Annotated in this window: 21 protein-coding genes and 1 tRNA gene; 9 read left to right on the plus strand and 13 right to left on the minus strand. The window is 64.9% G+C overall.

Features of this window, described 5'->3' with window-relative positions:
* The first annotated feature begins 28 nt into the window (after window positions 1-28).
* Window positions 29-976: a sugar kinase gene (locus AC1ROT_RS05410; RefSeq protein WP_492997634.1), complete on the plus strand. Its 948-nt coding sequence runs from the start codon at window positions 29-31 to the stop codon at window positions 974-976.
* Here the strand turns inward: AC1ROT_RS05410 and AC1ROT_RS05415 are convergent, their stop codons facing one another.
* The 5 genes from AC1ROT_RS05415 to AC1ROT_RS05435 are packed head-to-tail and all read right to left on the minus strand — an operon-like array spanning window position 977 to window position 4787.
* On the minus strand, window positions 977-1825 hold the full coding sequence (locus AC1ROT_RS05415; RefSeq protein ID WP_492969685.1) for a fumarylacetoacetate hydrolase family protein: 849 nt from the start codon (window positions 1823-1825) through the stop codon (window positions 977-979).
* Between the two features lie 24 nt (window positions 1826-1849).
* Window positions 1850-2599: an SDR family oxidoreductase gene (locus tag AC1ROT_RS05420; RefSeq protein ID WP_492997636.1), complete on the minus strand. Its 750-nt coding sequence runs from the start codon at window positions 2597-2599 to the stop codon at window positions 1850-1852.
* 22 nt (window positions 2600-2621) lie between these two features.
* A complete protein-coding gene (locus AC1ROT_RS05425) occupies window positions 2622-3830 on the minus strand; it encodes a UxaA family hydrolase (protein ID WP_492969683.1) in 1209 nt (402 codons plus the stop codon).
* Entirely contained in the window at window positions 3827-4135 is a 309-nt protein-coding gene (locus AC1ROT_RS05430; protein ID WP_492969682.1) for a UxaA family hydrolase, read from the minus strand. The genes AC1ROT_RS05425 and AC1ROT_RS05430 overlap by 4 nt, the downstream gene beginning before the upstream one ends.
* A complete protein-coding gene (locus tag AC1ROT_RS05435) occupies window positions 4122-4787 on the minus strand; it encodes an RraA family protein (protein ID WP_492997638.1) in 666 nt (221 codons plus the stop codon). Before AC1ROT_RS05435 ends, AC1ROT_RS05430 begins: the two co-directional genes overlap by 14 nt.
* 158 nt (window positions 4788-4945) lie before the next feature.
* On the opposite strand from AC1ROT_RS05435, the gene AC1ROT_RS05440 reads away from it, so the two are divergent.
* From AC1ROT_RS05440 to AC1ROT_RS05450, 3 genes are all read left to right on the plus strand, one after another.
* A complete protein-coding gene (locus AC1ROT_RS05440) occupies window positions 4946-5770 on the plus strand; it encodes an AsmA family protein (protein WP_492969680.1) in 825 nt (274 codons plus the stop codon).
* 142 nt (window positions 5771-5912) lie between these two features.
* Complete coding sequence (locus AC1ROT_RS05445; RefSeq protein ID WP_492997640.1) at window positions 5913-7079, plus strand: YbfB/YjiJ family MFS transporter; 1167 nt, start codon at window positions 5913-5915, stop codon at window positions 7077-7079.
* A gap of 37 nt (window positions 7080-7116) precedes the next feature.
* Entirely contained in the window at window positions 7117-7980 is an 864-nt protein-coding gene (locus AC1ROT_RS05450; protein WP_492997641.1) for an MBL fold metallo-hydrolase, read from the plus strand.
* Here AC1ROT_RS05450 and AC1ROT_RS05455 read toward each other — a convergent pair.
* On the minus strand, window positions 7977-9152 hold the full coding sequence (locus AC1ROT_RS05455; protein WP_492997643.1) for a 3-hydroxybenzoate 6-monooxygenase: 1176 nt from the start codon (window positions 9150-9152) through the stop codon (window positions 7977-7979). The two genes, AC1ROT_RS05450 and AC1ROT_RS05455, sit on opposite strands and share 4 nt — an antisense overlap.
* A 183-nt stretch (window positions 9153-9335) precedes the next feature.
* Here AC1ROT_RS05455 and AC1ROT_RS05460 point away from each other — a divergent pair, with 183 nt between their 5' ends.
* The gene (locus tag AC1ROT_RS05460) at window positions 9336-11246 is read left to right on the plus strand and encodes a methyl-accepting chemotaxis protein (protein WP_492997645.1); all 1911 of its coding nucleotides are present in this window, start codon (window positions 9336-9338) and stop codon (window positions 11244-11246) included.
* Between the two features lie 17 nt (window positions 11247-11263).
* Here the strand turns inward: AC1ROT_RS05460 and AC1ROT_RS05465 are convergent, their stop codons facing one another.
* On the minus strand, window positions 11264-12358 hold the full coding sequence (locus AC1ROT_RS05465; RefSeq protein ID WP_492997646.1) for a nucleotidyltransferase family protein: 1095 nt from the start codon (window positions 12356-12358) through the stop codon (window positions 11264-11266).
* A gap of 97 nt (window positions 12359-12455) precedes the next feature.
* Between AC1ROT_RS05465 and AC1ROT_RS05470 the strand changes: the two genes are divergently transcribed.
* Entirely contained in the window at window positions 12456-13757 is a 1302-nt protein-coding gene (locus AC1ROT_RS05470) for a surface carbohydrate biosynthesis protein (protein WP_492969674.1), read from the plus strand.
* Complete coding sequence (locus AC1ROT_RS05475) at window positions 13754-14494, plus strand: acylneuraminate cytidylyltransferase family protein (RefSeq protein WP_492997648.1); 741 nt, start codon at window positions 13754-13756, stop codon at window positions 14492-14494. The genes AC1ROT_RS05470 and AC1ROT_RS05475 overlap by 4 nt, the downstream gene beginning before the upstream one ends.
* A 4-nt stretch (window positions 14495-14498) precedes the next feature.
* Here AC1ROT_RS05475 and AC1ROT_RS05480 read toward each other — a convergent pair whose 3' ends face one another.
* From AC1ROT_RS05480 to AC1ROT_RS05505, 6 genes are all read right to left on the minus strand, one after another.
* A complete protein-coding gene (locus AC1ROT_RS05480; protein WP_492997652.1) occupies window positions 14499-16001 on the minus strand; it encodes a class I SAM-dependent methyltransferase in 1503 nt (500 codons plus the stop codon).
* A 20-nt stretch (window positions 16002-16021) separates the two neighbouring features.
* Window positions 16022-16951 carry a dTDP-4-dehydrorhamnose reductase gene (rfbD, locus tag AC1ROT_RS05485; protein ID WP_492997654.1) on the minus strand — a complete coding sequence of 310 codons (930 nt, stop codon included), beginning with the start codon at window positions 16949-16951 and terminating at the stop codon, window positions 16022-16024.
* Window positions 16935-17525: a dTDP-4-dehydrorhamnose 3,5-epimerase gene (rfbC, locus tag AC1ROT_RS05490; RefSeq protein WP_492969670.1), complete on the minus strand. Its 591-nt coding sequence runs from the start codon at window positions 17523-17525 to the stop codon at window positions 16935-16937. The genes rfbD and rfbC overlap by 17 nt, the downstream gene beginning before the upstream one ends.
* A gap of 90 nt (window positions 17526-17615) precedes the next feature.
* The gene (locus tag AC1ROT_RS05495) at window positions 17616-18701 is read right to left on the minus strand and encodes a hypothetical protein (protein WP_492997655.1); all 1086 of its coding nucleotides are present in this window, start codon (window positions 18699-18701) and stop codon (window positions 17616-17618) included.
* 88 nt (window positions 18702-18789) lie between these two features.
* Window positions 18790-18866, minus strand: a tRNA-Arg gene (locus tag AC1ROT_RS05500).
* A gap of 347 nt (window positions 18867-19213) precedes the next feature.
* Window positions 19214-19810, minus strand: a complete 597-nt coding sequence (locus AC1ROT_RS05505) for a hypothetical protein (protein ID WP_492997657.1) — start codon at window positions 19808-19810, stop codon at window positions 19214-19216.
* A 217-nt stretch (window positions 19811-20027) separates the two neighbouring features.
* Here AC1ROT_RS05505 and AC1ROT_RS05510 point away from each other — a divergent pair, with 217 nt between their 5' ends.
* Entirely contained in the window at window positions 20028-21248 is a 1221-nt protein-coding gene (locus tag AC1ROT_RS05510) for a histidine kinase dimerization/phosphoacceptor domain -containing protein (RefSeq protein WP_492969667.1), read from the plus strand.
* Between the two features lie 282 nt (window positions 21249-21530).
* Entirely contained in the window at window positions 21531-21887 is a 357-nt protein-coding gene (locus tag AC1ROT_RS05515; RefSeq protein ID WP_492969666.1) for a response regulator, read from the plus strand.
* Window positions 21888-21948: the final 61 nt, after the last annotated feature.

Below are 21948 nucleotides of genomic sequence, written 5' to 3' on the forward strand. Positions count from 1 at the left end.
AAAGGAGCAACAGGGAGGCGCTGACGCGATGGCGTTCGATATTCTCTGCCTTGGCGAGGCCATGGTCGAGTTCAACCAGACCGGTGGCGCTGGCAGTGACCAGTATCTGCGCGGTTTTGGCGGCGATACCTCGAACTGTGCGATTGCTGCAGCGCGGCAGGGCGCTGCGAGCGCCTACTGCACTTTACTGGGACATGATCCGTTTGGCGACCTGCTGCTCGGTCTCTGGCGTACCGAGGGCGTCGATACCAGCACGGTTGCACAGCGCGACGATGCCCCGACAGCGATCTATTTCGTCACCCATGGCGAACAGGGCCATACCTTCACTTATTATCGCAAGGGCTCGGCCGCCAGCCGCATGACACCGGCCGACCTGCCCGGTGACGCGCTGGAAGCCGCCAAGCTGCTGCATGTCTCGGGCATCACGCTGGCGGTCAGCCAGAGCATGCGCGATACGGCGATGGCAGCCATCGGGCGCATGCGCAAGGCCGGCCGCAAGGTATCCTTCGACACCAACCTGCGGCTCAAACTCTGGCCGATCGAGACGGCACGCGAGGCGATCCATGCCGCGTTGCGTCTGAGCGATATTGCTTTGCCGAGCCTGGAGGATGCGACAGCGCTCAGCGGCCTGAGCGATCCGGTGGCGATCCTCGATTTCTACCGCGCCATGGGCATCCCGCTGGTGGTGCTGAAATGCGGCGCCGATGGCGTTCTTGTCGCCAGCGCCGAAGGTCGCTGGCGACTGGCCGGTCATCGCGTATCGACCGTGGATGCCACCGGCGCCGGCGACTGTTTCGACGGCGCCTTCCTGGCAGAGCTGGTCCGCGGCGCCGACCCGTTGCAGGCCGCAACTTACGCCAATGCCGCGGCAGCCCTCACCACCATCGGCTACGGCGCTGTGGCGCCGATCCCGCGCCGCACCGCCGTCGAGGCCTTCTTCACCTCGATCGGCCGTACGGTGCCGCAGCCCTTCTGATCAGGCCTTGTAGTCTCGCGCGGTCTGGCGCTGCTCGCCCAGACCCTGGATGCCGAGATGAACCTTGTCGCCGTCTTGCAGATAGACTGGCGGCTTCTGGCCCAGGCCAACGCCCGGCGGCGTGCCGGTCGAGATGATATCGCCGGGCTGCAGCGACATGAACTGGCTGAGATAACTGACCAGATAACGCACGCCATAGACCATGGTTTTGGTCGAGCCATTCTGGAAACGCTTACCGTTCACATCGCAGAACATTGTCAGGTTCTGCGGATCCGGCACTTCGTCGGCCGTTACCAGCCACGGTCCGATCGGGCCGAAGCTGTCGCAGCTCTTGCCCTTGGTCCACTGGCCGTGCCGCTCGGTCTGGAACGCGCGCTCGGAGACATCGTTGATCAGGCAATAGCCAGCGACATGCTTCATCGCATCGGCTTCGCTGACATAGCGCGCCACCGAACCGATCACGACGCCAAGCTCGACCTCCCAGTCGGTCTTCTGCGAGTTCTTCGGGATGATGATGTCGTCATCCGGTCCCATGATCGCCGAGGTGGCCTTCATGAAAATGATTGGCTCCGGCGGCACGGTGGCGCCGGTCTCGGCCGCATGGTCGGAATAATTCAGGCCGATGCAGATGAACTTGCCGACACGGTTGACGCAGGGCCCGATGCGCGGGTTGCCGGATACAACAGGCAAAGCCTTCGGATCGAGCGACTTGAGCTTGTCCAGTCCAGCGGGACTCAATGTGCTGCCGGCAATATCGGGCACCACGGTGGACAAGTCTCGGATGGTGCCCGCCGCATCGAGCAGGCCGGGCTTTTCCTGGCCCACCGGGCCGTAACGCAACAGTTTCATCTCACGTTTCTCCTTGCAGAACGATCAGATCGACCAGCCGCCATCGATCACATGGATCGTACCGGTGGTGAAGGCGGACTCATCGGCGGACAGATAGACGGCCAGCGCCGCGATTTCCTCCGGCGTGCCGAGCCGGCCAAGCGGCTGGCGCGACACGAAGCCGGCGCGCGCCTGCTCCACACCGCCGACTGCTGCCGCCTGGGCGGCGATGCGATCGTCCAGCGACGGCGTCTGGATGGTGCCCGGGCAGATCGCATTGCAACGGATGCCCTGCTTGATGAAGTCGGCGGCAATCGACTTGGTCAGGCCGATCACGGCCGCTTTGGTCGTGCCGTAGACAAAGCGGTTCGGCGCGCCCTTCACCGATGAGCAGGCCGACGACATGTTGACGATGGAACCGCCCTTGCCCGCCGCGATCATGCCGGGCAGGAAGGCCTTCACCATGCGATACATGGCACGCACATTGAGGTCGAAGGAGAAATCCCAGTCTTTCTCTTCGGTCTCCAGGATGGTGCCGTGATGCACGAAGCCGGCGCAGTTGAACAGCGCGTCGACTGGGCCGATCTCCTTGGCGAAAGCGGCGATGGCGTCGGCATCCAGGACATCCAGCTTGCGGGTGCGGATATTGGGCAGCGCGCCGAGCTGCTTCAGCTTTTCTTCGTTGATATCCGTAGCGATCACCCTGGCGCCCTCCTGGGCAAAAGCGATGGCCGAGGCTCGACCGATCCCTTGCGCCGCTGCCGTGATGACTGCTGTTTTCCCTTCCAGACGCATACGCTTCTCCTGCTGTCAGATATCAGGCCACCGCCGGCAGGCAGGCCGGACCGATGGGCTCGAAACTCTTGTAGGTGAGGATGAATTCCTGGTGCCCGAGTCCCTCGGATTTGGTGGCGGCACCGGCGCCCACCTGCTTGATCAGATCGAATATCTCGCGGCCGACGGTATCGAGATCGGCGGTGCCGTCGAGAATCCGGCCGGCATTGACATCCATATCATCGGCCATGCGGGCATAGGTCCGCGGATTGGCACAGACCTTGATCACCGGCGCTAGGGCGGAACCGACCACCGAACCGCGTCCGGTCGAAAACAGGATGACATGCGAACCGCAGGCAATCAGTTCCGCGATCTCGGCATTGTCGCTGATATTGGGAAAGCCGAAGCGCACCTCGCCATCGGGCACGACATCCAGAAGATAGAGCCCGCCACGCGGCGGAATATCGCCCGGCTTGATGATGCCGCTGATCGGCGAGGCACCGCTCTTGGCATAGGCCCCCAGCGATTTTTCCTCGATGGTGGTCAGGCCGCCATCGGCATTGCCCGGCGCAAAGCTGGGATATCCCAGCGTCTCGTAATAGCGCGCCGCCTTGGCGACGCAGGCCTTGAGCTCGATGCCCAGTTCGGGCGTGACGGCACGTTCCGCCATCCAGCCTTCCATGCCGATCAGCTCGCCGGTCTCCTCGAAGATCGCTGCCGCCTTTTCCGCAACCAGGAAATCGAAAGCGCGCCCCATGGCCGGATTGGCGGTCAGGCCCGAAGTGGCATCGGAACCGCCGCAGATGGTGCCCACCACCAGTTCGGAGACATCCATCGGTTCGGTCGGCTGTACGGCCAGGTTTTTGAGCTGCGCTTCGACCCAGGCGCGACCCTTTTCAATGGTGGAGCGGGTGCCGCCATGCTCCTGGATCGCCAGCAGCTCCACCGGACGGCCGCTGTCCTTGATGGTGCGCTCCAGCAGTTTCTTGTTGAAGCCCTCACAGCCCAGCGAGATCAGCAGCACCGCACCCACATTGGGATGGGTGCACAGCCGCTGCATCATCTTCAGCGCATAGGCATTGGGATAGCAGCCGGGAAAGCCGATCACATGGGCGCCCTGCTCGCGATAGGGCCAGGCGATCTCTTTCGACACATGATGGGCGCATTCGACCAGATAGGCTACCGCGACATAATTGCGGATACCCTTGCGGCCGTCGGCGCGACGCCAGCCGCGCATCTCTGTCTGTGTCATGGGGCTGCCTCCACCGCCACGGTATTGGCCATGTAATCGCTGGCGACATTGTGGTTATGCACATACTCGCCCAGTGCAATCGCCGCCGTGGCACGGCCGATCGGGGCGCCGTATTTGACGATCTTCTCGCCGGCGGCGATATCCCGTATTGCGATCTTGTGGCCGAAGCCGAGTGCACGCTGCAGGATCACGCGACGGCCGGCGACTTCGACCGCCGTGTCGGCCGCGATTTCCTGACGCGCCACGGCGATGTTGTCGCCGGATGCCAGGATCAGCAGGCGCGGATCGGTCTCAGAACTTGCCATAGCGCTTGTAGGCCTCCTGCGGGTCCATGCCGGCCATGATATGGCGACGCACTTCGCCTTCGGTGCTCATCACCTCTTCCGTGCGGGTGACAACCGCTTCCGCCATGGCGGCAGGCACGATCACCACGCCATCGCGGTCGGCAATCACATAGTCGCCGCTGCTGATCGTCACCGTGCCGATGGTGATCGGCGCACCGAAGCGATCGGGCACCCAGCGCGATACGATATCGGAGGGCGTGAAGAAGCTGCACCAGACCGGGAAACCGATTCCCTCGATCATCGCCACGTCGCGGCAGCCGCCATCGACGATATAGCCGCGCACGCCTTTGAGCTGCAGCGCCGAGGCCGACAGCTCGCCCATCAGCGCGACTTCCTTGTTGTTGGGCTGGCAGATCACCACCCGGCCGCCGGGTGCCTTGGACAGCACCCCGGTCCATTCCAGCAGGGTTTCGTGGGCGGATCTGGTGCGGTCGATATGGCCGCTGACCGTCCAGATTTCACCGGCCAGGGTATGGGCCGGATCGATCGGGCGAATCTCGTGCGGCAGCAGGCAGTTATCATGGCCCTGGGCGCGCAGCACATCATGGACAGCCGAGGCGTAGCACCGGCTCAGACGATCGGCCAGAGAGCCGGTCGACGGGGTCTCGGTCATTTTCTCTCCCATCTGATATATCAGTTGGCCGGACTTTACCGGCTTTCCCGGCACCTGCCTAGTCGCTGGCACGGGGCCGCCATGGCAATCTCTTGCCGCGCCGCAGCGACCGGCGGATAATCACCATCGGCAGGAAACCGCCCAGAAGAGGACAGGCCATGATCAAGAAAATCGCTCTCGCCGTCGCCATCGTCGTGATCGCCATTGCCGGTGCGGCCTATTACTTCGCGTCCAACCTCGACAGCATCGTCAAGGCGGTGATCGAGCGCTACGGCACCGAGTCAACCCAGGCCAGCGTCACCCTGAAAAGCGTCAAGCTCGCGCCCACCAGCGGTAGCGGCGAGCTGAGCGGCCTGGTGGTGAAGAACCCGAAAGGCTTCAATGGCCCCGAAGCGATTGCGCTGGGCGACATCAAGATCGCGCTTGATATCGCAAGCCTGCAGTCCAACACCATCATCATCAAGGATGTCACCATCCTGCAGCCGGCGATCTCCTATGAATACGCCTCCGCTGGCGGCAATCTGGAAACCCTGCAGAAGAACGTGCAGTCCTACGCGGCCAAGTTCAGTGGCGGCAAGAAAGAACCCGACAAGACCGCCGGCGCCGCCGAGGACAAGGATAAGGCCGCCAGCAAGCAGCCGGAAAAGAAAGTCATCATTGAGAACCTGATCATCCGCGACGGCAGGATCGCCATTACCCATAGCGCGCTGCAGGGCCGCACGCTGTCAGCGCCGCTGCCGACCATCCAGTTGAAGGATATCGGCAAGGACAAGGGTGGCGCCACGCCGGCTGAAGTGACGGACAAGGTGATCGGCGCGATCACCGCCCAGGCCAGCCGCGTCGCCACCGGCGAACTGCAGAAGCAGGCGGGCGATCTGCTGAAGAACCAGGCCGGCGGCCTGCTCGGCGGCAGCGGCACGGGCGGCAGCACCGGCGGTACTGGCTCGGCCACGGACAAGCTGAAAGGCCTGCTCGGCAAGTAGATAGCTGCATCAATAATGCGTACGTGCCATAAAATGCATATGTGCCATCGCTAAATATTATAGCGGCGATGGTCGTCGACACCCGGTCGCTGGGCTAGCATAAGGCTTCGGCTTTCTGGCCAGCTTCCGGTGTGTTTTCCCCATGATCAATCCTGTTGTGCGTAACGCCCTGGCCGGCTTTGGCGCCCTGTTGCTCGGTCTAGGTCTCGGCCGCTTCGGCTATACGCCGCTGGTGCCGGTGCTGATCGAGAACGACTGGCTCAGCGCTGGCGAGGCCGGTTATCTCGGCGCCACCAACCTGTTCGGCTATGTCGCTGGCAGCCTGCTGGCGGCCACCTTGGCGCGGCTGGTGCCGGTGGCGCGCCTGACGCGCATCTCCATGGTGCTGACGGCTGTCAGCCTGATCGTCTGCGCCCTGCCCTGGGGTTTTTTCTGGTTTGCGCCCTGGCGGTTTCTCGCCGGCTTCACCGGCGGCCTGCTGATGGTGGCGGCGATTCCGCTGATCCTGAGTCGCGCGCCGCTGGCCCAGCGCGGCCGCACCAATGGCATCATCTTCACCGGCGTCGGCACCGGCATCATCACGGCCGGAACGCTGGTGCCGGCGCTGGCCGGCCTCGGCCCCGCGCCGATCTGGGCCGGCATGGGCCTTCTCGCGCTGATCATCGCGGCCCTGACATGGAAACAGTGGGACAGCGATGCCACCCTGCCATCACCGGCCCTCGGCGATGCGCCGGCGCGCGCCTTCACCCTGCCGGTCGCCCTGCTGCTGGCTGCCTACACGCTGGATTCCGCCGGCTTCGTGCCGCACACGGTTTTCCTGGCCGATTACGTGGCACGCGGGCTTGGCCGCGGCGTCGCCGCCGGCGGCCTCTCCTGGGTGCTGTTCGGCATCGGTGCCCTGAGCGGTCCGATCTTGGTCGGCTTCGTGGCCGAGCGCTTCGGTTTCTATCGCAGCATCATCGGCGTGCTCGCCATCAAGAGCTTCGCCATCGCCATCCCGCTGGTGTCGCAACATCCGATCGCGCTGGGCATTTCGGCCGTCACCGTCGGTGCGATGACGCCGGGCATCTCGGCGCTGGCGTCCGGACGCGTGGTCGAACTGGTCGGCTTTGCCGCCCATCGCCAGGTCTGGGGCTGGCTCACCGCCGGGTTTGCCGGCGCTTCGGCCGGCGTCGGCTACCTGTTTTCCTACCTGTTCGAGCAGACGCATTCCTACAACCTGCTGTTCGCCCTGGGGGCTGGCGGTATTTTCGCGGCGATGCTGCTGACGATTTTCGCCCGCAACCCGCCCATAAAATCCACAGAATAGGATTGTAAGAATCAGCCCGGACGCGCAGGATATCGTCATGCATCCGCTCGTTCATGCCTTCTTCGATTCCGCCACCTACACGGTCAGCTACGTGGTCGCCGATCCCGCGACGCAACGCTGTGCCATCATCGACAGCGTGCTGGATTTCGATGCCGCGTCGGGCCGCACCGCCACGACCAGTGCCGACGCCATCCTGAAGCATGTGGCGGCACAGGGCCTGCAGACCGACTGGGTGCTGGAAACCCATGTGCATGCCGATCATCTGTCGGCGGCGCCCTATCTGCGCCGGCGTAGCGGCGGCCGCCTCGGCATCGGCAGCGATGTGACCCAGGTCCAGGGCGCCTTTGCCCGCATCTTCAATGCCGGCGCGGACTTCGCCTGCGACGGCAGCCAGTTCGACCGCCTGTTCGCGGATGGCGACACCTTCATGATCGGCAGCCTGCCCGTGCAGGTGCTGCACACGCCCGGCCACACACCGGCCTGCGCCACATATGTGATCGGCGACGCGGCGTTTGTCGGCGATACGCTATTCATGCCCGATTACGGCACGGCGCGCTGCGACTTCCCCGGCGGCGATGCCCGGCAACTGTATCGCTCGATCCGCCGCATCCTGGCGCTGCCGCCACAGACACGGCTGTTTCTCTGTCATGACTACAAGGCGCCGGGCCGCGACGATTATCGCTGGGAAACCACGGTGGCCGAGCAGCGCCGGTCGAACGTGCATATCCGCGACGGTGTGGATGAAGACAGTTTCGTGACCATGCGGACCGCGCGCGATGCCGAACTGGACATGCCGAAGCTGATGTTGCCGTCCGTGCAGGTCAACATGCGCGCCGGCCATCTGCCGCCGCCCGAAACGAATGGCCGGCGCTATCTTAAAATTCCGCTGGATACGCTTTAGCCGCCATACAGCCAGTCATTCCCGGCATAGGCCTGCTCCGTCGTACGGCCCGACAGCGCCATGTTGCGCAATTCGCGCACCGGCCCGGTCGCATGATAGAAATCGCCATAGACCCTTGCCATCACCTGCACCCGCGCCGTGCGCAGGTAACGCGCCTGCTGGTAGGCGAGGAAAGCCTCGTTCGGATCGCTGCGCGACTGGCTAAGGCAATCGGCGAGGCAGACTGCATCCTCGATGGCCATGCAGGCGCCCTGGGCCAGATACTGCAGCATCGGATGCGCCGCATCGCCCAGCAGCGTGATGCGGCCCTTGGTCCAGTTCGCCACCGGCTCGCGGTCGCACAGCACCCACATGCGCCAGGACTCAATCTTGTCGAGCAGCTTGTGCACCTGCGGCTGCTGGTTCTGGAAGCGCTCGTTCAGCTCATCCACATCGCCAAACGCATTCCAGCCTTCCTCGTAGCGGTTTGAGTGGAACACGGCGACCAGATTGTACAGCTCGCCACGGCGCAGCGGGTAATGCACCAGATGGGTTTTCGGGCCGGCCCAGAGCACCACGTTGTTTTCGAACTGGCCCTGCGGCACGTCTGCGGCCGGCAGCACGGCGCGATAGGCGACATGGCCGGAAACGCGCGGCTTGCCATCGCCGACGATATCCTCGCGCACGGCAGACCACAGCCCGTCGCAGGCGATCATCGCGCTGCCGGCAAGACTCTCGCCATCGGCCAGCGTTACGGTCACGCCCTCGCCGGTATCCGTATAGGCGGCGACCTTGGCATTGTTGCGCAGTTCGATCTGCGGCTGGGCGCGGCAGGCCTCCACCAGCGTGGCATGCAGGTCGGCACGATGGGTGACGGCATAAGGCGTGCCCCAGCGCTTTACCACCTGCTCGCCCAGCGGCATGCGCGTCACCTCGTCGCCGGTCAGGGCATCGCGCATGATCAGGTTGTCGGGAAACACCGCCTTGGCATCGATGCCGGCGCGGATGCCCAGGGCATCGAAGCGCTTGAACACATTCGGACCGAGCTGGATGCCGGCGCCGACCTCACGGAATTCAGCCGACTGCTCCAGCAGGATGCTGCGGATGCCCTTGAGCGCCAGCGCCAGCGCGGATGCCAGTCCGCCAATACCGCCGCCAACAACGATGACCGGACGATCCTGTACCTGTGTCATAAATCCCCCCCTGCCTGCCGGGCATATTTGCCTCAGCCATTTAATCCGTACACAGATTATATTGAAATGTCAAGCGGTTTTTACCGTGTAAGCACCAGCCCCAATAGAATCCGGTAGCCCCGACCACCGCTTTAGGCATTCAATACGCACCAGAAACCGGTCTGCTGCATGGGGGGCGCTGTCATGCTGTCATTCAAGAGTTGGGGCATTCTCTGGAAAATCATGACCGTCATCCTGGTCCTGCTGGCCGCCATGGCCGCCAGCGTCTGGACCGGCTATCGCGGCCTGCACGAACTCTCCACCGATATCGCTGAACTGGAACTGCAGGCCAAGCGGGTCGAGAATGCCGGACGCGGCACCGCCAACGCCTTGAGCTGGATCCGCATGGTGGAGAGCATCCCACATGCCACGACGCCGGCTGCACGCAGCGAGGTCGCCGCCAGGGCCGCCGATGAACGGCGCCGGCTTGGCGTGCGCATCGACAACCTGAAGGGCCTGCTGCATGGCGCGGACGCGCAGCAGCGGCTGGCCGCTATGGTCCAGGCAGTCGAGGCCTATGAAGCCGTGCATCGCAGCGTGCTGCAGGCGGCCGAACAGGGCAATGCCGAGGCCAGCCGGCAGGTTGCCGCCGCCGGCGCGGTGCAGGCCGAGGAGATTCGCAATCGCATCCGGCCGATGGAGGATGCGATCTCCAAGGAGATCACCGAGTTCAGCGCCAAGGCGCGCGTGGATGGCGACCGCGCCGTCACCGCCATGCTGGTGCAGTCGGGCATCGGCGGCGCCATCGGCCTCGGGCTTGCCATCCTGATCACGCTGGCGGCGATCAGCCGCCCGCTGCGCCGCATGATCTCGGGGATGGAACGCCTGGCCCAGGATGACCTGAACATCGAGATTGCCGATGACGGCCGCCGCGACGAGGTTGGCCTGATCGGACGCTCACTGCTGGTGTTCCGCCAGAATGCCATCGACAAACGCAACGCCGAGGCGAGTGCGGCAGCGCAACGGGCGGAAACCGAACGCGAGCGCAACGCACGGGAAGCGCGCGAGCGCCAGGCGATTGCCGAGATTTCGAACCTTTGCGAGCGCGTCGCGGGCGGCGACCTCGCCGGCCGTCTCGACGAGGCCGGCAAGGATGGCTTCCTGCTGACCATCAGCCAGCAGCTCAACACCCTGACCGAAACGCTGCAGCAGATGACGCGCGAACTGGCCGATGTGACCGGCGCCATGGCAAACGGCACGCTGACACGGTCGGTCGATGGCAGCTACAGCGGTGTTTATGGTCAGCTCAAGGACAGCGTCAACAGCATGGCTGGCAAGCTGCGCGACTTCGCCGCCCGCCTGGCCGAAACCGCCCAGGTGGTCCGCAACGCCTCGGCCGAGATTTCCACCGCCAGTCAGGATCTGGCCCAGCGCACGGAATCCCAGGCCGCATCAATCGAGGAAACCGCGGCCTCGATGCACGAGATCACCACCACGGTGAAACAGAATGCCGACAATGCCGAGGCCGGCAACCAGATGGCTTCGGCTGCCCGCAATGCCGCCGAACGCGGCGGCCATATCATGACGGAAGTGGTCGGTGCCATGGGCGGCATCGAAGAGAGCGCGCGCAAGATTTCCGACATCGTCGGCCTGATCGACGAGATCGCCTTCCAGACCAACCTGCTGGCGCTCAATGCCTCGGTCGAAGCCGCCCGCGCCGGCGAAGCCGGCAAGGGCTTTGCCGTGGTGGCCCAGGAAGTCCGCGGGCTCGCCCAGCGTTCCGCCAGCGCCTCGAAGGACATCAAGACGCTGATCGGCACGTCCAGCACCCAGGTCAGGACCGGTGCCGAACTGGTCGGTCAGGCCGGCCGCTCGCTCACCGACATCATGGAATCCGTGAAGAAGGTTTCCGACATCGTCGCCGAGATCACGGCGGCCAGCCGCGAGCAGGCCACCGGCCTGGACCAGATCAACACCGCTGTCGGCCAGATGGACGAGATGACGCAGCGCAACGGCGCCCTGGTGGAAGAAACCTCGGCTTCAGCCCAGCAGCTTGCCACGCAGGCAAACCAGCTGGCGCAGCTGGTCGGTTTTTTCGATACCGGGCACCGCTAGGCCGGACTGCAGTATACTCAGCCGATGCCGCCGAAAATTTCGCCGAATTTTGCATTGGCCATGCCGAGATCCTCGTAGCGGCCGATATCGGTCCAGTAGCCCTCGATCTGCCAGGCGCCGACCGGCGCACCGGCCTCCAGCATGCGCGCCAGCAGGCTGGGCATGTCGAGCAGCTCGCCAGGCTTGATCCAGTCCCAGGCTTCCGGGCTCAGCACATAGATGCCGGAATTGACCTTCATCTTCTGCGACGGCTTTTCCTCAATGCGTGCGACCCGTGCGCCATCGACCGAGACCACGCCGAACGGCACCGTATAGGTATGCTCGGTCAGCGCCACCGTGGCCAGCGCGCCGGATTTCTCATGCGCCTCGACCAGGCTCGGGAACCACAGCGTCGTCAGGATATCGCCATTCATGACGATCACCGGATGCTCCGGACGCTGCGGCAGCAGCGACAGGGCGCCGGCGGTGCCCAGCCGGGAAGGCTCGCGCAGATATCGGATATCCGCGTTGTAGCGTTGTCCGTTACCGAAATAGGATTCGATGATCTCGGCCTTGTAGTTGACCGATACGAACAGTTCGTGGAAACCCTGGCCGGCGAACTGGATGATGGTGGTTTCCAGAATCGGCCGTCCGCCCACCACCACCATCGGCTTCGGAATCGTCTCGGTCAGCGGACGCAGCCGCGTGCCCAGTCCGCCTGCCATCAGCACCACCCAGTTGCGATGGGACTGCTCGCTGAGCAGCTGCCGCATCTCGAGCAGATCGAGGATACGGCCTTCGCCATCGACAACCGGTAGGACCGTGATGGCATTTCGCCGCATGGTCTCCAGGGCACGGACATGGTTGACCGAAGAATCGATCACCATCGGCTGCGCATTCATGATCGTATGGGCGGCGGTCTCCAGCGAGATGTTGGCCAGGATCGCCCGCCGGATATCGCCGTCGGTGACGGTGCCGCGCAGGAAGCCATTTTCGTGAATCAGCACGATCCGCAGGCCGTTGATATGCAGGCAGCGAATCACGTCGAGAATGGAGGCGCTCAGATCGGCAAGGCAGTTGTCGAGCGACCGTGCATTGCCGGATTCGCGCCGCTGTCCTGTACCGTCCCGCATCGCAAAACCCGCTGGTCTTTTTAACACCTTGTTATATATATACCCGCGAGAATGCTGTGATTTCGTTAACAAAGCGCCAAAGGCCGCGCGCCCACCGATGAAGATCAGACCGATTTATATGTCGTGCGAGGTGCAGCGGCGCGAATTGAACGCGCGGCTGTTCTTTGCCGTGGCGGCGGCGGCCCGCGGCTACACCAGCATGCTCACCCAGAAGCTGATCATGCGCGCCAATCTGCCCAACCTGCCGGCCGGCATTTTCTGGCACAAGACCGTGAGCCGGCAATGCGCGCATTATTACGCCCTCGCCCATCAGCACGGCAGCCGCACCGTCGGCAGCTGTGAGGAAATCATCAACATCGCAGACAACGACTACGGCGCCGACTACGCCAAGATTCATTACAACGAGGCCACGGCGCAGCATGTCGACGTCTATCTGTCGTCGACCTCGCTGGATGCACGGATGGCCAAGGCCATGCCCTTCGGCAAGGTCCTGACCATCGGCAATGCCCGTATCGAGCTGTTGCGTCCGCATACGCGTGCGCTGTACATGCCGGCGGTCCAGGCCATCAAGCAGCAGTTCGGCGACTTCACCCTGATCACCTCCTCGTTCGGACTGAGTGGCAGCTTCCGCCCGGTCGAACAGGAACGCGCCGGCTATAACAGCCTGGCCCGCGACATGCAGCGGGACTACTTCTCCGAACAGCATGAGCGCGAGCAGATCGGCATCGCCACCATCGTCCTGCTCAGCGAAAAGCTGTCGGCGGAAGGCAAAACGGTCATCGTGCGACCGCACCCGCATGAGAATCCGCAGATCTGGCGTGACCGCCTGCAGCATCTGCCGAAGGTTTTCGTCGAAGACAGCGGGCCGATCGTGCCGTGGCTGCTGGCCGCCGACGCCGTGCTGCAGGGCAACTGCACCACCGGCCTGGAGGCCTTGCTGCTGGACAAGCAGGTCGGCAACTTCATGGCCGAGGCCGACCAGATGTTCAGCTCCACGCTGGTGCCCGCCCTGGGCCCGGAGAATGCGCTGGAACAGATCAAGCAGCCCTATCCGGAAAGCCTGGATATCATCCGCAAGTATATCTTCGGCGTCGACAACTTCGTGGTGCAGGAAACGCTCGATGCATTCGATGCGCTCGACCCGCCGGCCTGCACCTTTGCCGATCTCGCCCTCACGCCGATGCGTTCGGTCAAGAATTTTGGCGCTGACAAGTCGATGGAGCGCCGCTGGCCGCTGCTGAACCACCGTGAATGCAAGCTGTTCGTGCATGCGGCCGCCAAGATGCTGGGCATTGAGGGCGTCGGTGTGCTGATGCCGGCGCCGAACATGGCACTGATTGCGCCGCTCTCGGCCATGCAGAGCGTCGTGGCCGCAACCACGGCGGCGCATCCGGCATGACCGGCGATCCCGACCTGCGCATCCTCGGCCTGATTGTTGCCCGCGCCGGGTCCAAAGGCGTGCCGCGCAAGAACCTGCAGGAAGTCGGCGGCCTGTCGCTGATCGGCTACAAGGCCCGCTCGGCGCGCAACCAATGCACCCGGCTGGTGATCTCTACTGAGTCCGAGGAAATCCAGGCCGAAGCCCGCCGTCATGGCGTCGAATGCCCGTTCCTGCGCCCGGCCGAACTCGCCAGCGACACCACCCAGGCGGTCGAGGTGGTACAGCATGCCATCGACTGGTTCGAACGCGAGGAGGGCACCTCCTATGACGCCATCCTGCTGCTTGAGCCGGCTTCGCCCTTCGCCCGTGCCGAGGACTACGCCAAGGCCATTGCGCTGTACAAGGCGCGCAAGGCGACGCTGGTGGTCGGTGTGCGCCAGGTGACGATGCCATCGATCTTCGTCGCGCCGATCGGCCCCGACGGTTCGATCGCCACCATTGTCGACCGTATCGCCAATATGCACACGCTGCGCCGCCAGGACTTCAAGGACGAAGTCACCATGAACGGCAGCCTCTACCTGTTCGACTGGCAGACCTTCAAGCGCACCGGCAAGATTTACGGCGATCCGCCGAACAGCTACGGCCTGGTCATGGATGATCTGCATTCGGTGGCGATCGACCGTCCCATCGACCTGCACCTGGCGCGCTACCTGGTCGACAAGAACCTGATCGACCCCGGCGAGTGGCCGGCCTGACGGCTTACGCCGGCTTCACGCCCACGATGCGCATGTCGCGCGGCTCGCGCAACTTGAACTGCGCCGGTTCCTGCCGCACCTCGACAAACCCGGTCTCGACCAGCAGGGCCGCCAGGCTCTGCGGCGTATAGCCCCAGCAGTGATTCATCAGCGGATCGCGCCAGCGCGGATCGCCGTAGAACACCCACATGCTGCGCTGACCTTCCGGACCGGGCCCGGCCGCCAGCATCGGGTTCTTCACCAGCTCCATCGCCGCGCTCAGCAGGTTCGGGCATTCCAGCACGATCTTGCCGCCGGGCTGCAGCACGCGACGCCAGTCGCGCAGCACATCGGCCACCTGCCAGCGCCAGATATGCTCCACCACATGCACAGCCAGGACCTCGCCGGCGACATTGTCGGCAAAGGGCAGCGGCTGGGTGATATTGCACTGGACATCCACCGCGCCGCCCTGGCCGCGCGAGGCCAGCGCATCGCAATTGATATAGCCGGGCAGGATCTTGTCGCCGCAGCCGAGATTGAGCTTCACGCCGGACATGACCGCCACCGCGGCCGGCACGGCAACCGGTTCCGCCGCCAGCGCCGCAGCGGCAGCGGCCTGCCATTGCGCGGCCACGGCCGTAGTCGAACACTGCGCTTCGACCAGCGCCTGACCGGCAGCGATGCGCGCCACCATGGCCTGCGCCTCCTTCTCGGCCCGACGCAGCGCATTGGCCAGTGAGCCATCCAGCAACAAACCCCCATCGAAGGCCTGCAGGGCCGGCTGCGGCACCGCGACAACCAGCCGGCCGGCGCGGATCGCCGTCACCGCGCGGCTTGCGCTGCGCAAACGGCCGCGTTCGTCCGGCGATGCCGGCAGCACCACCGCGTCGCAAGAGTCCAGCGCCGCGGCAATGGCTGCGTCGTCGCCCTCGCGCACCGTCACGGTCAGGCGACCGCCGGTCACTTCATGCATGCGGCGCAGCGTGCCGGCCAGAGGCTCCGGCAAGGTGCCGAGGATGGTCAGAGCAAGCGGGCGCAGCGACGTATAGGCCAGCAGTTCATTGGCCAGCGGGCCTAGTTCGGGCAGGTCGACGGCATCACCGAACCACACCAGTTGCAGGGGCTGGCCCGGCTGCGGGGCAAAGCGTGGCGGCAGGGCCGGCAGACTGCAGGGATCACTGACCAGAGACGCCGTCCGTCCGGTTTCCTGGTGCACCAGCGCGGCAAGCCCGGGCGAAGCCGCAGCGAAGCCATCGGCCGACGCCGCCAGCGTCCGCAGCACGCCCGGCTGGACCAGCGTCTCCAGCTGCCCGTCATGGCAATCGATCAGCACCCGCGCGCCCTGCTGTCGCGCCCAGGATGCGGCCTGCAGCACGGCCGGCTGCACGGCTGCCGGCAGCACCACGACAGCGGGCGCTGCAGCGGCCAGTCGTTCCGCGGTCAAGCCGGTCAGTGCCAGCAGGCCGCCGGCGGCCCGGTGACGGGGCAGCGGCGTGACGGTCAGACAGCAGAGTTTGATCTCGGACATCGGATGCTCATCGCATGGAGTTATGAGGCAGGCAAGGCAGAAGCCGGCGCCAGCAGGCGGGCGACGCCACGATTCAGCCCGTCGCGCCAGGGCGGCAGGCGAATGCCATAGACCTGCGCCACCTTTGCGGTATCGAGAACCGAGAAGGCCGGCCGCTGTGCCGGCGTCGGATAGTCGGCCGTCGTGATCGGCGCCACCGGCACGGCACGCTGGCCCAGTGCCGCTGCGGCCTCCATGGTTGCTTGCGCCACGGCATGCCAACTGGCCATGCCGCTGCCGGCCAGATGGAACAGGCCGGCGAACCGTGGATCGTCTGGCGCCACCGCACGCATCCGCGCCATGGCAAGCAACGCCACGGCGAGATCCGGCGCATAGGTGGGCGAACCCTGCTGGTCGGCCACCACCCGCAAGCTGTCGCGCTCGCCGGCCAGACGCAGCATGGTACGGACAAAGTTGCTGCCATAGGGACTGTGCAGCCAGGCGGTGCGAACGATCACCGCGGCGGGATACGCCTGCAGCACCGCCTGCTCGCCGGCCAGCTTGGAGCGGCCATAGGCCGTCTGCGGGTTGCAGGCATCGCTCTCGCGGTAGGCCTGCGTCGCCATGCCGTCGAAGACATAATCGGTGGAGACGTGGATCAGCGGCAGGCCGGCAGCGGCGCAGGCCTGCGCCACGGCGGCGGCGCCATCGCGGTTGATGCGGAAAGCGAGATCGGGTTCAGCCTCGGCCTTGTCGACGGCGGTATAGGCCGCGGTATTGATGACGATATCGGCAGCCGCCAACGCTGGCGATATCGTGGCCGGATGCGCCAGATCGAGCTGCGGCCGACCCAGGCACACGACATCGCAGCCGGACTCCGCTGCAGCCTCGGCCAGGGCACGGGCGAGCTGGCCGCTCTGCCCGATGACGGCGACGCGCAGCCGCCCGGTGTTGTCAGACCCCGATGCCATTCTGCGTCGTGATCAGCGGCGGCAGCGGATAATACGGCGGCAGGACTTTCACATCCCGCAGCAGCGGCGCGGCGCGGTCCTTGTCGGCAATGACCGGGTTGCTCACCTTCCAGTCGATGCCGATGGCGGGATCATCCCAGCGGATCGCATGCTCGCAGTTCGGATCATAGGGCGCGGTGCACTGGTAGAGGAAATCGGCGCTGTCGCTGAGCACGGCGAAACCATGGGCGAAGCCCGGCGGAATCCACAACTGACGATGGTTGTCGCCCGACAGCACGGTGCCGGTCCATTTGCCGAAATGCGGCGAGCCCTTGCGGATGTCGACGGCCACGTCGAACACTTCGCCGGCCAGCGCGGTGACCAGCTTGCCCTGGGCATGGGGTTCCTGAAAATGCAGGCCGCGCACCACGCCCTTGCCGGAGCGGGAGAAATTCGTCTGCACCGAGGGGACGCCGAGGCCGTTGTTGAGATAACGCGGTGCGTTCCACAGCTCCTTGATGAAGCCGCGGGCATCCGAGAAGGCGCGCATCTCGATGATGAACACATCGGGCAGGTCGGTGGCGATGATCCGCATCGGCTTGACTGTATCCTTCTGCGCCGGACCGGGTTCCGGCCCCGGCAGACTAGCGGCCGAAACCTGACGATACGTTAAGAAGTCCGGCGGTTAAGAAGCGGGCGGCAGCAGCTGCCGGACCAGGGCCAGCCAGCGCCGGCCGATGGCCTGGGGACTGTACTGCGCCGCCACATGGGCCTGGCCGCGCCCGATCCGCACCAGCGCCGCAGCCGGATCGGCCAGCGCCGTGGCCACCGCCGCCGCCAGATCGCGGTCGAGACCGACATACTCCCCCAACGGCAGGTAGCTGTCGATCGGATGCGCCACCGTGTAGCGGCCGGCATAGAGCGCCTGCAGGGCGCGGTTGTTGCTCTTGCCGCGCGAGAGATGCGACTCGACATCGAAGGGCAGCACCACGATGTCGCAATCCTCCAACCCCTGCTGCACAGCCGGCACCGACCAGGGCGTCACCGTCACGCGATGGGTCTTGCCGCCCTCTTCCAGCACCAGCACGCCATCGGGCGCGGCACTGAGCGGTTCGCAGATCAGCTGCAGTTGCACCGACTGCTGCGCATCGATGCGCGGCAGATCGTATTTCAGGAAGCGCTGCATCGCCTCGGCATGCGACGACATCATGCCGAACCACAGCAGCTTGAGCACCGGGCCGGGCGCGAAGCGCGGCGCGCGCTGTTCCACCTCCACCACATCGTCGACCACGAAAACCGGCAGCTTGTCGCGCAGCACGGTGCGCAGCATGGCGGCCAGCGCCTCGGTGGGCGCGGTGACGGCGCTGCTGCGGGCGAAGATGTTGTCGAGGATCAGGCGGTAGGTCTCGGCGCCCTCGCGGCCCAGCTTCTCGGTCAGCCGGGCGGCATATTCGGCGCTGAACTTGAAATCGGAGACATCGAGCAGGATGACGCCGCCGCGCGCCCGCACCGCCTCCATGCGATCGAGGAAGACCGAGATCACCTTGGCGAAATGGACGATGTCGTCTTTCGGCTGGTGCAGCACCAGCAGATCGATGGCGGGATCGAAATCCGGTTTGAACAGGTCGAGGAAGGAGATCACCGTGGCCGGCACGCCGTCCTGGCGCAGGGCCGCCGCCGGGATCAGGCCGCGATAGCGCGCGCTGGCCAGATGGCCGCTCTGCTCCGCCGGCTGCTGGGGCGGGATATTCGCTGCGAAAACCACCCGCATGGCGCCGTCCTGTTGCGATCCTGCCGCAGCATCGCCCGTACCGGGTAGCGATCGGGTTAATGCGGGGCGGTGCGGAAGGCCGGCGGAATGGTGCACCCGACAAGATTCGAACTTGTGACCTCTGCCTTCGGAGGGCAGCGCTCTATCCAGCTGAGCTACGGGTGCGCCGGGGCCGGCGTGATGGCGCGGACCATACAGGAGCCGCCGGCCCCGGGCAAGACGGGCCGGCGGGCCGATAAGCCCGGGCATCCTGCGGGAATCCTTGGGCAATCCGGGCGGCGCCGCCACCCGGCAAGGCCGGGCAGGCAGGACCGGGCGGGTGGCGATCCGGCCGGCGGCGCGATCATGATCCGGGCTTATATCGTCTTGTTACGGGCGTGGTCCGGCTTATCCGCCGCCTGTTGCGCCTTATTCCGGCTTATCCGGTCTTATCCGATGCTTATTCCGTCTTATTCTGCGTTGCTCGCGTTCTCCCTGTCCAAGGCGATGCCTTTTACATCCTGGGCGATCAGTCAGTGCCGGCGCGGCGGCCGCACCGGCGCCCGCAGCAGCAGGGCGGCGCCATTCATGGCGGTGACCGGCGCCTCGCGCTCCAGCAGGCGGCGCAGGAAGCGATACGCCAGTTCATAGCCATGCTCGGGCCAGGAGGACAGAATCGGCCCCCGGATATCCAGCAGGGAACACGCGACCTCACAGCCCCAGATATCGGTCATGCCGGTTTGCGGCAGGCGGCGTTCCGGCGGTCGCACGCCAGCCGTGAAATCGGTCCAGACCCCGTTCTGCAACGTGCGGCCACGAAAGCGCGCCTCCGGGAAACAGGGCAGGCCGTAACCGTCGACGGTCGGCGGCTGCAACGCGATCTCGCGGCCTTCGGTATCGCAGAGCGTTGCGTGCTGCATCTCGCATTCGATGCGGATGAAGGACACGGCTTTCGCATAGGCCCATTCCGGATAGGCGGAATGAAAGCTGCCGCCGCCGAACAGCGAGCAGGTCCAGGCGCAGACATAACCGCGCGCGGCATCGGCTGCGGGACCGGAGATCCGGCCGCGCAGCGGCTGCTGCCGGCCATCCGGGTAACGGGCGTACAGATCGAAGGCGAAGGCTTTCATGGCCGCAGACAGGGGGCCCAGACGGTATTCAGACAATATGATACAAAAAGAGAACAAATAGTCAAGTCCAGTCCTATGCCCCCAAATCACATACACCTTAAAATTGTAACTACCTCCAATGCGCTACAATTTTTACGGAGAGTCACCTTTGAAGATGCGCGTTTCGGGCGTAGGGTGTCGCCTTGACCAAAACCCAAGCCGCCACGAGACGCATGCAATGACGTCGTCTTTCCATCGGCTTACCGCGAGCCCCCAATCGGAAGCGATCCGCATCGCCACCGTGCGGCATTACGATATCCTGGACACCCCGCCCGAAAGTTCGTTCGACCACATCACCGATCTGGCTGCCGACCTGCTGCGCGCCCCGGTCGCGCTGATCAGCATCGTCGATGAGGGCCGCGTCTGGTTCAAATCGCGCCATGGCATGGCGCTGCCTGAGATCGGCCGCGATCCCGGCCTGTGCGTATCGGCCATCCTGCAAAAGCGCCCCTGGCTGGTGGCGAATGCCGCCGCCGACCCCCGCGCCGAGGCGCATCCGCTGGTCACTGGCGACTTCGGCCTGCGCTTCTATCTCGGCATCCCGCTGCAGGCCGGGGACGGCTCCAATATCGGCACGCTCTGTGTCATGGACCGCAAGCCGCGCGACGTGACCCGCCGGCAGATCGCCAACCTGGGCAGCCTGGCCGCGATCGCCATGAGCCAACTGGAACAGCGGAGAACCGCGCGGCAGGCCGCCGCCGCCCTGTCCGAGGTGGCAGCCGACAAGGAAAAGGCCCTGCGCCTGGCCGCCATCATGGCCAACGAGATCGACCACCGGGTGATGAACAGCCTGCAGCTGGTTGCCGGACTGCTGTCGATGCAGAGCCGCAGCAAAAGCGACGACGACGTGTCGTCACAACTGAAACAGGCGGCCAGCCGCGTCTCGGCCATCGCCCGCGTGCATCAGCATATCTACCTGAACGAAGGCATCGAGCATGCCGATGTGACGCAGTATCTGCAGCGCATCTGCGACGATCTGTCCAACGTGCTGCAGGCCAGTAACCGCGGCGCCATCGCGGTCAGTGGCGCCGAGGTGAGACTGCCCACCGCGCGGATCGTGGCCATCGGCCTGATCATCAACGAGCTGGTGACCAATGCGATCAAATACGGCAGGGGCAATGTGGCGGTGCATTTCGCCGATACCCAAAGCGGCTATACGCTGTCGGTATCGGATGAAGGCCCCGGCATGCCAGCAGGCCAGATCGACCAGCCCAGCCGTGGCTTCGGCATGAAGGTGATCGGACTGCTGGTCAAGCAACTGCGCGGCCAGATCAGCTTCGGCGCACAGGACAATGGCAGCGGCACCAAGGTGACCATCGCCTTCCCGCGCGACCTTGCCCAAGTGCGCAGCCACGAGCTAATGCCACCCGCTTCCGTCACTCTTCCACCATTCCTGTGACAAAAATCCACCAACCAGCCCCGGCTGGCCGAAACCGGAACCATAAGGCCGTGCATGGGTTGCTGATGCGTGCCAGTATACGCAACTGAAGCCGGCACCGGAGTATTGCCAGTGACTTCCCCAGAAATCATGGATTTTGCCGCGCGGACAGCCAAACTGTCTGCAGGTATTGTATTGCCTGCGGGCATTGTCGCAAACCGCGCTCAGGCTCAGGCCGCATCTGTCAAAACCGGTCTCCCCTCCACCAGCGGACTCAGCGTCATGCAGGTGGAAACACCGCCCGTGACCGCACAAACCATCCTGCTGGTGGAAGACGATCTGCTGATCCGCCTGACCACCGCCGATTACCTGGAAAGCCGCGGCTATACCGTGCTGCAGGCCGAGGACGCGGCCGAAGCGGTGCTCTGGTTCGAGAGCGAGATCATCGATCTGGTCTTTACCGACCTGCAGATGCCCGGCAGCATGGATGGCGCCGGCCTGGCCCAATGGGTCATGATGCATCACCCAGCCGTACCGGTGATCATCACCTCCGGTGTCGCGCTGGATTGCGAGCATGGCCTCGATCCGATGATCCGCAAACCCTATGACCTGGACGCCGTGCACCAGCGCTTTCAAAATGCCCTGCGCAAATCCGCTTAGCGGCGGTTTCGGCCTGCATGCCAGGCCGCCGCATGGCCTGAGCCGCGCGGCGCGTCAGCTC

The sequence above is a fragment of the Ferrovibrio sp. GW821-FHT12E11 genome (assembly GCF_058806975.1).

What these genes read in the sequence shown, in the direction of transcription:
- AC1ROT_RS05410 (WP_492997634.1), top strand. Translation starts at nt 29, where the DNA reads ATGGCGTTCGATATTCTCTGCCTTGGCGAGGCCATGGTCGAGTTCAAC.
- AC1ROT_RS05415 (WP_492969685.1), bottom strand. Translation starts at nt 1,825, where the DNA reads ATGAAACTGTTGCGTTACGGCCCGGTGGGCCAGGAAAAGCCCGGCCTG.
- AC1ROT_RS05420 (WP_492997636.1), bottom strand. Translation starts at nt 2,599, where the DNA reads ATGCGTCTGGAAGGGAAAACAGCAGTCATCACGGCAGCGGCGCAAGGG.
- AC1ROT_RS05425 (WP_492969683.1), bottom strand. Translation starts at nt 3,830, where the DNA reads ATGACACAGACAGAGATGCGCGGCTGGCGTCGCGCCGACGGCCGCAAG.
- AC1ROT_RS05430 (WP_492969682.1), bottom strand. Translation starts at nt 4,135, where the DNA reads ATGGCAAGTTCTGAGACCGATCCGCGCCTGCTGATCCTGGCATCCGGC.
- AC1ROT_RS05435 (WP_492997638.1), bottom strand. Translation starts at nt 4,787, where the DNA reads ATGACCGAGACCCCGTCGACCGGCTCTCTGGCCGATCGTCTGAGCCGG.
- AC1ROT_RS05440 (WP_492969680.1), top strand. Translation starts at nt 4,946, where the DNA reads ATGATCAAGAAAATCGCTCTCGCCGTCGCCATCGTCGTGATCGCCATT.
- AC1ROT_RS05445 (WP_492997640.1), top strand. Translation starts at nt 5,913, where the DNA reads ATGATCAATCCTGTTGTGCGTAACGCCCTGGCCGGCTTTGGCGCCCTG.
- AC1ROT_RS05450 (WP_492997641.1), top strand. Translation starts at nt 7,117, where the DNA reads ATGCATCCGCTCGTTCATGCCTTCTTCGATTCCGCCACCTACACGGTC.
- AC1ROT_RS05455 (WP_492997643.1), bottom strand. Translation starts at nt 9,152, where the DNA reads ATGACACAGGTACAGGATCGTCCGGTCATCGTTGTTGGCGGCGGTATT.
- AC1ROT_RS05460 (WP_492997645.1), top strand. Translation starts at nt 9,336, where the DNA reads ATGCTGTCATTCAAGAGTTGGGGCATTCTCTGGAAAATCATGACCGTC.
- AC1ROT_RS05465 (WP_492997646.1), bottom strand. Translation starts at nt 12,358, where the DNA reads ATGCGGGACGGTACAGGACAGCGGCGCGAATCCGGCAATGCACGGTCG.
- AC1ROT_RS05470 (WP_492969674.1), top strand. Translation starts at nt 12,456, where the DNA reads ATGAAGATCAGACCGATTTATATGTCGTGCGAGGTGCAGCGGCGCGAA.
- AC1ROT_RS05475 (WP_492997648.1), top strand. Translation starts at nt 13,754, where the DNA reads ATGACCGGCGATCCCGACCTGCGCATCCTCGGCCTGATTGTTGCCCGC.
- AC1ROT_RS05480 (WP_492997652.1), bottom strand. Translation starts at nt 16,001, where the DNA reads ATGTCCGAGATCAAACTCTGCTGTCTGACCGTCACGCCGCTGCCCCGT.
- rfbD (WP_492997654.1), bottom strand. Translation starts at nt 16,951, where the DNA reads ATGGCATCGGGGTCTGACAACACCGGGCGGCTGCGCGTCGCCGTCATC.
- rfbC (WP_492969670.1), bottom strand. Translation starts at nt 17,525, where the DNA reads ATGCGGATCATCGCCACCGACCTGCCCGATGTGTTCATCATCGAGATG.
- AC1ROT_RS05495 (WP_492997655.1), bottom strand. Translation starts at nt 18,701, where the DNA reads ATGCGGGTGGTTTTCGCAGCGAATATCCCGCCCCAGCAGCCGGCGGAG.
- AC1ROT_RS05505 (WP_492997657.1), bottom strand. Translation starts at nt 19,810, where the DNA reads ATGAAAGCCTTCGCCTTCGATCTGTACGCCCGTTACCCGGATGGCCGG.
- AC1ROT_RS05510 (WP_492969667.1), top strand. Translation starts at nt 20,028, where the DNA reads ATGACGTCGTCTTTCCATCGGCTTACCGCGAGCCCCCAATCGGAAGCG.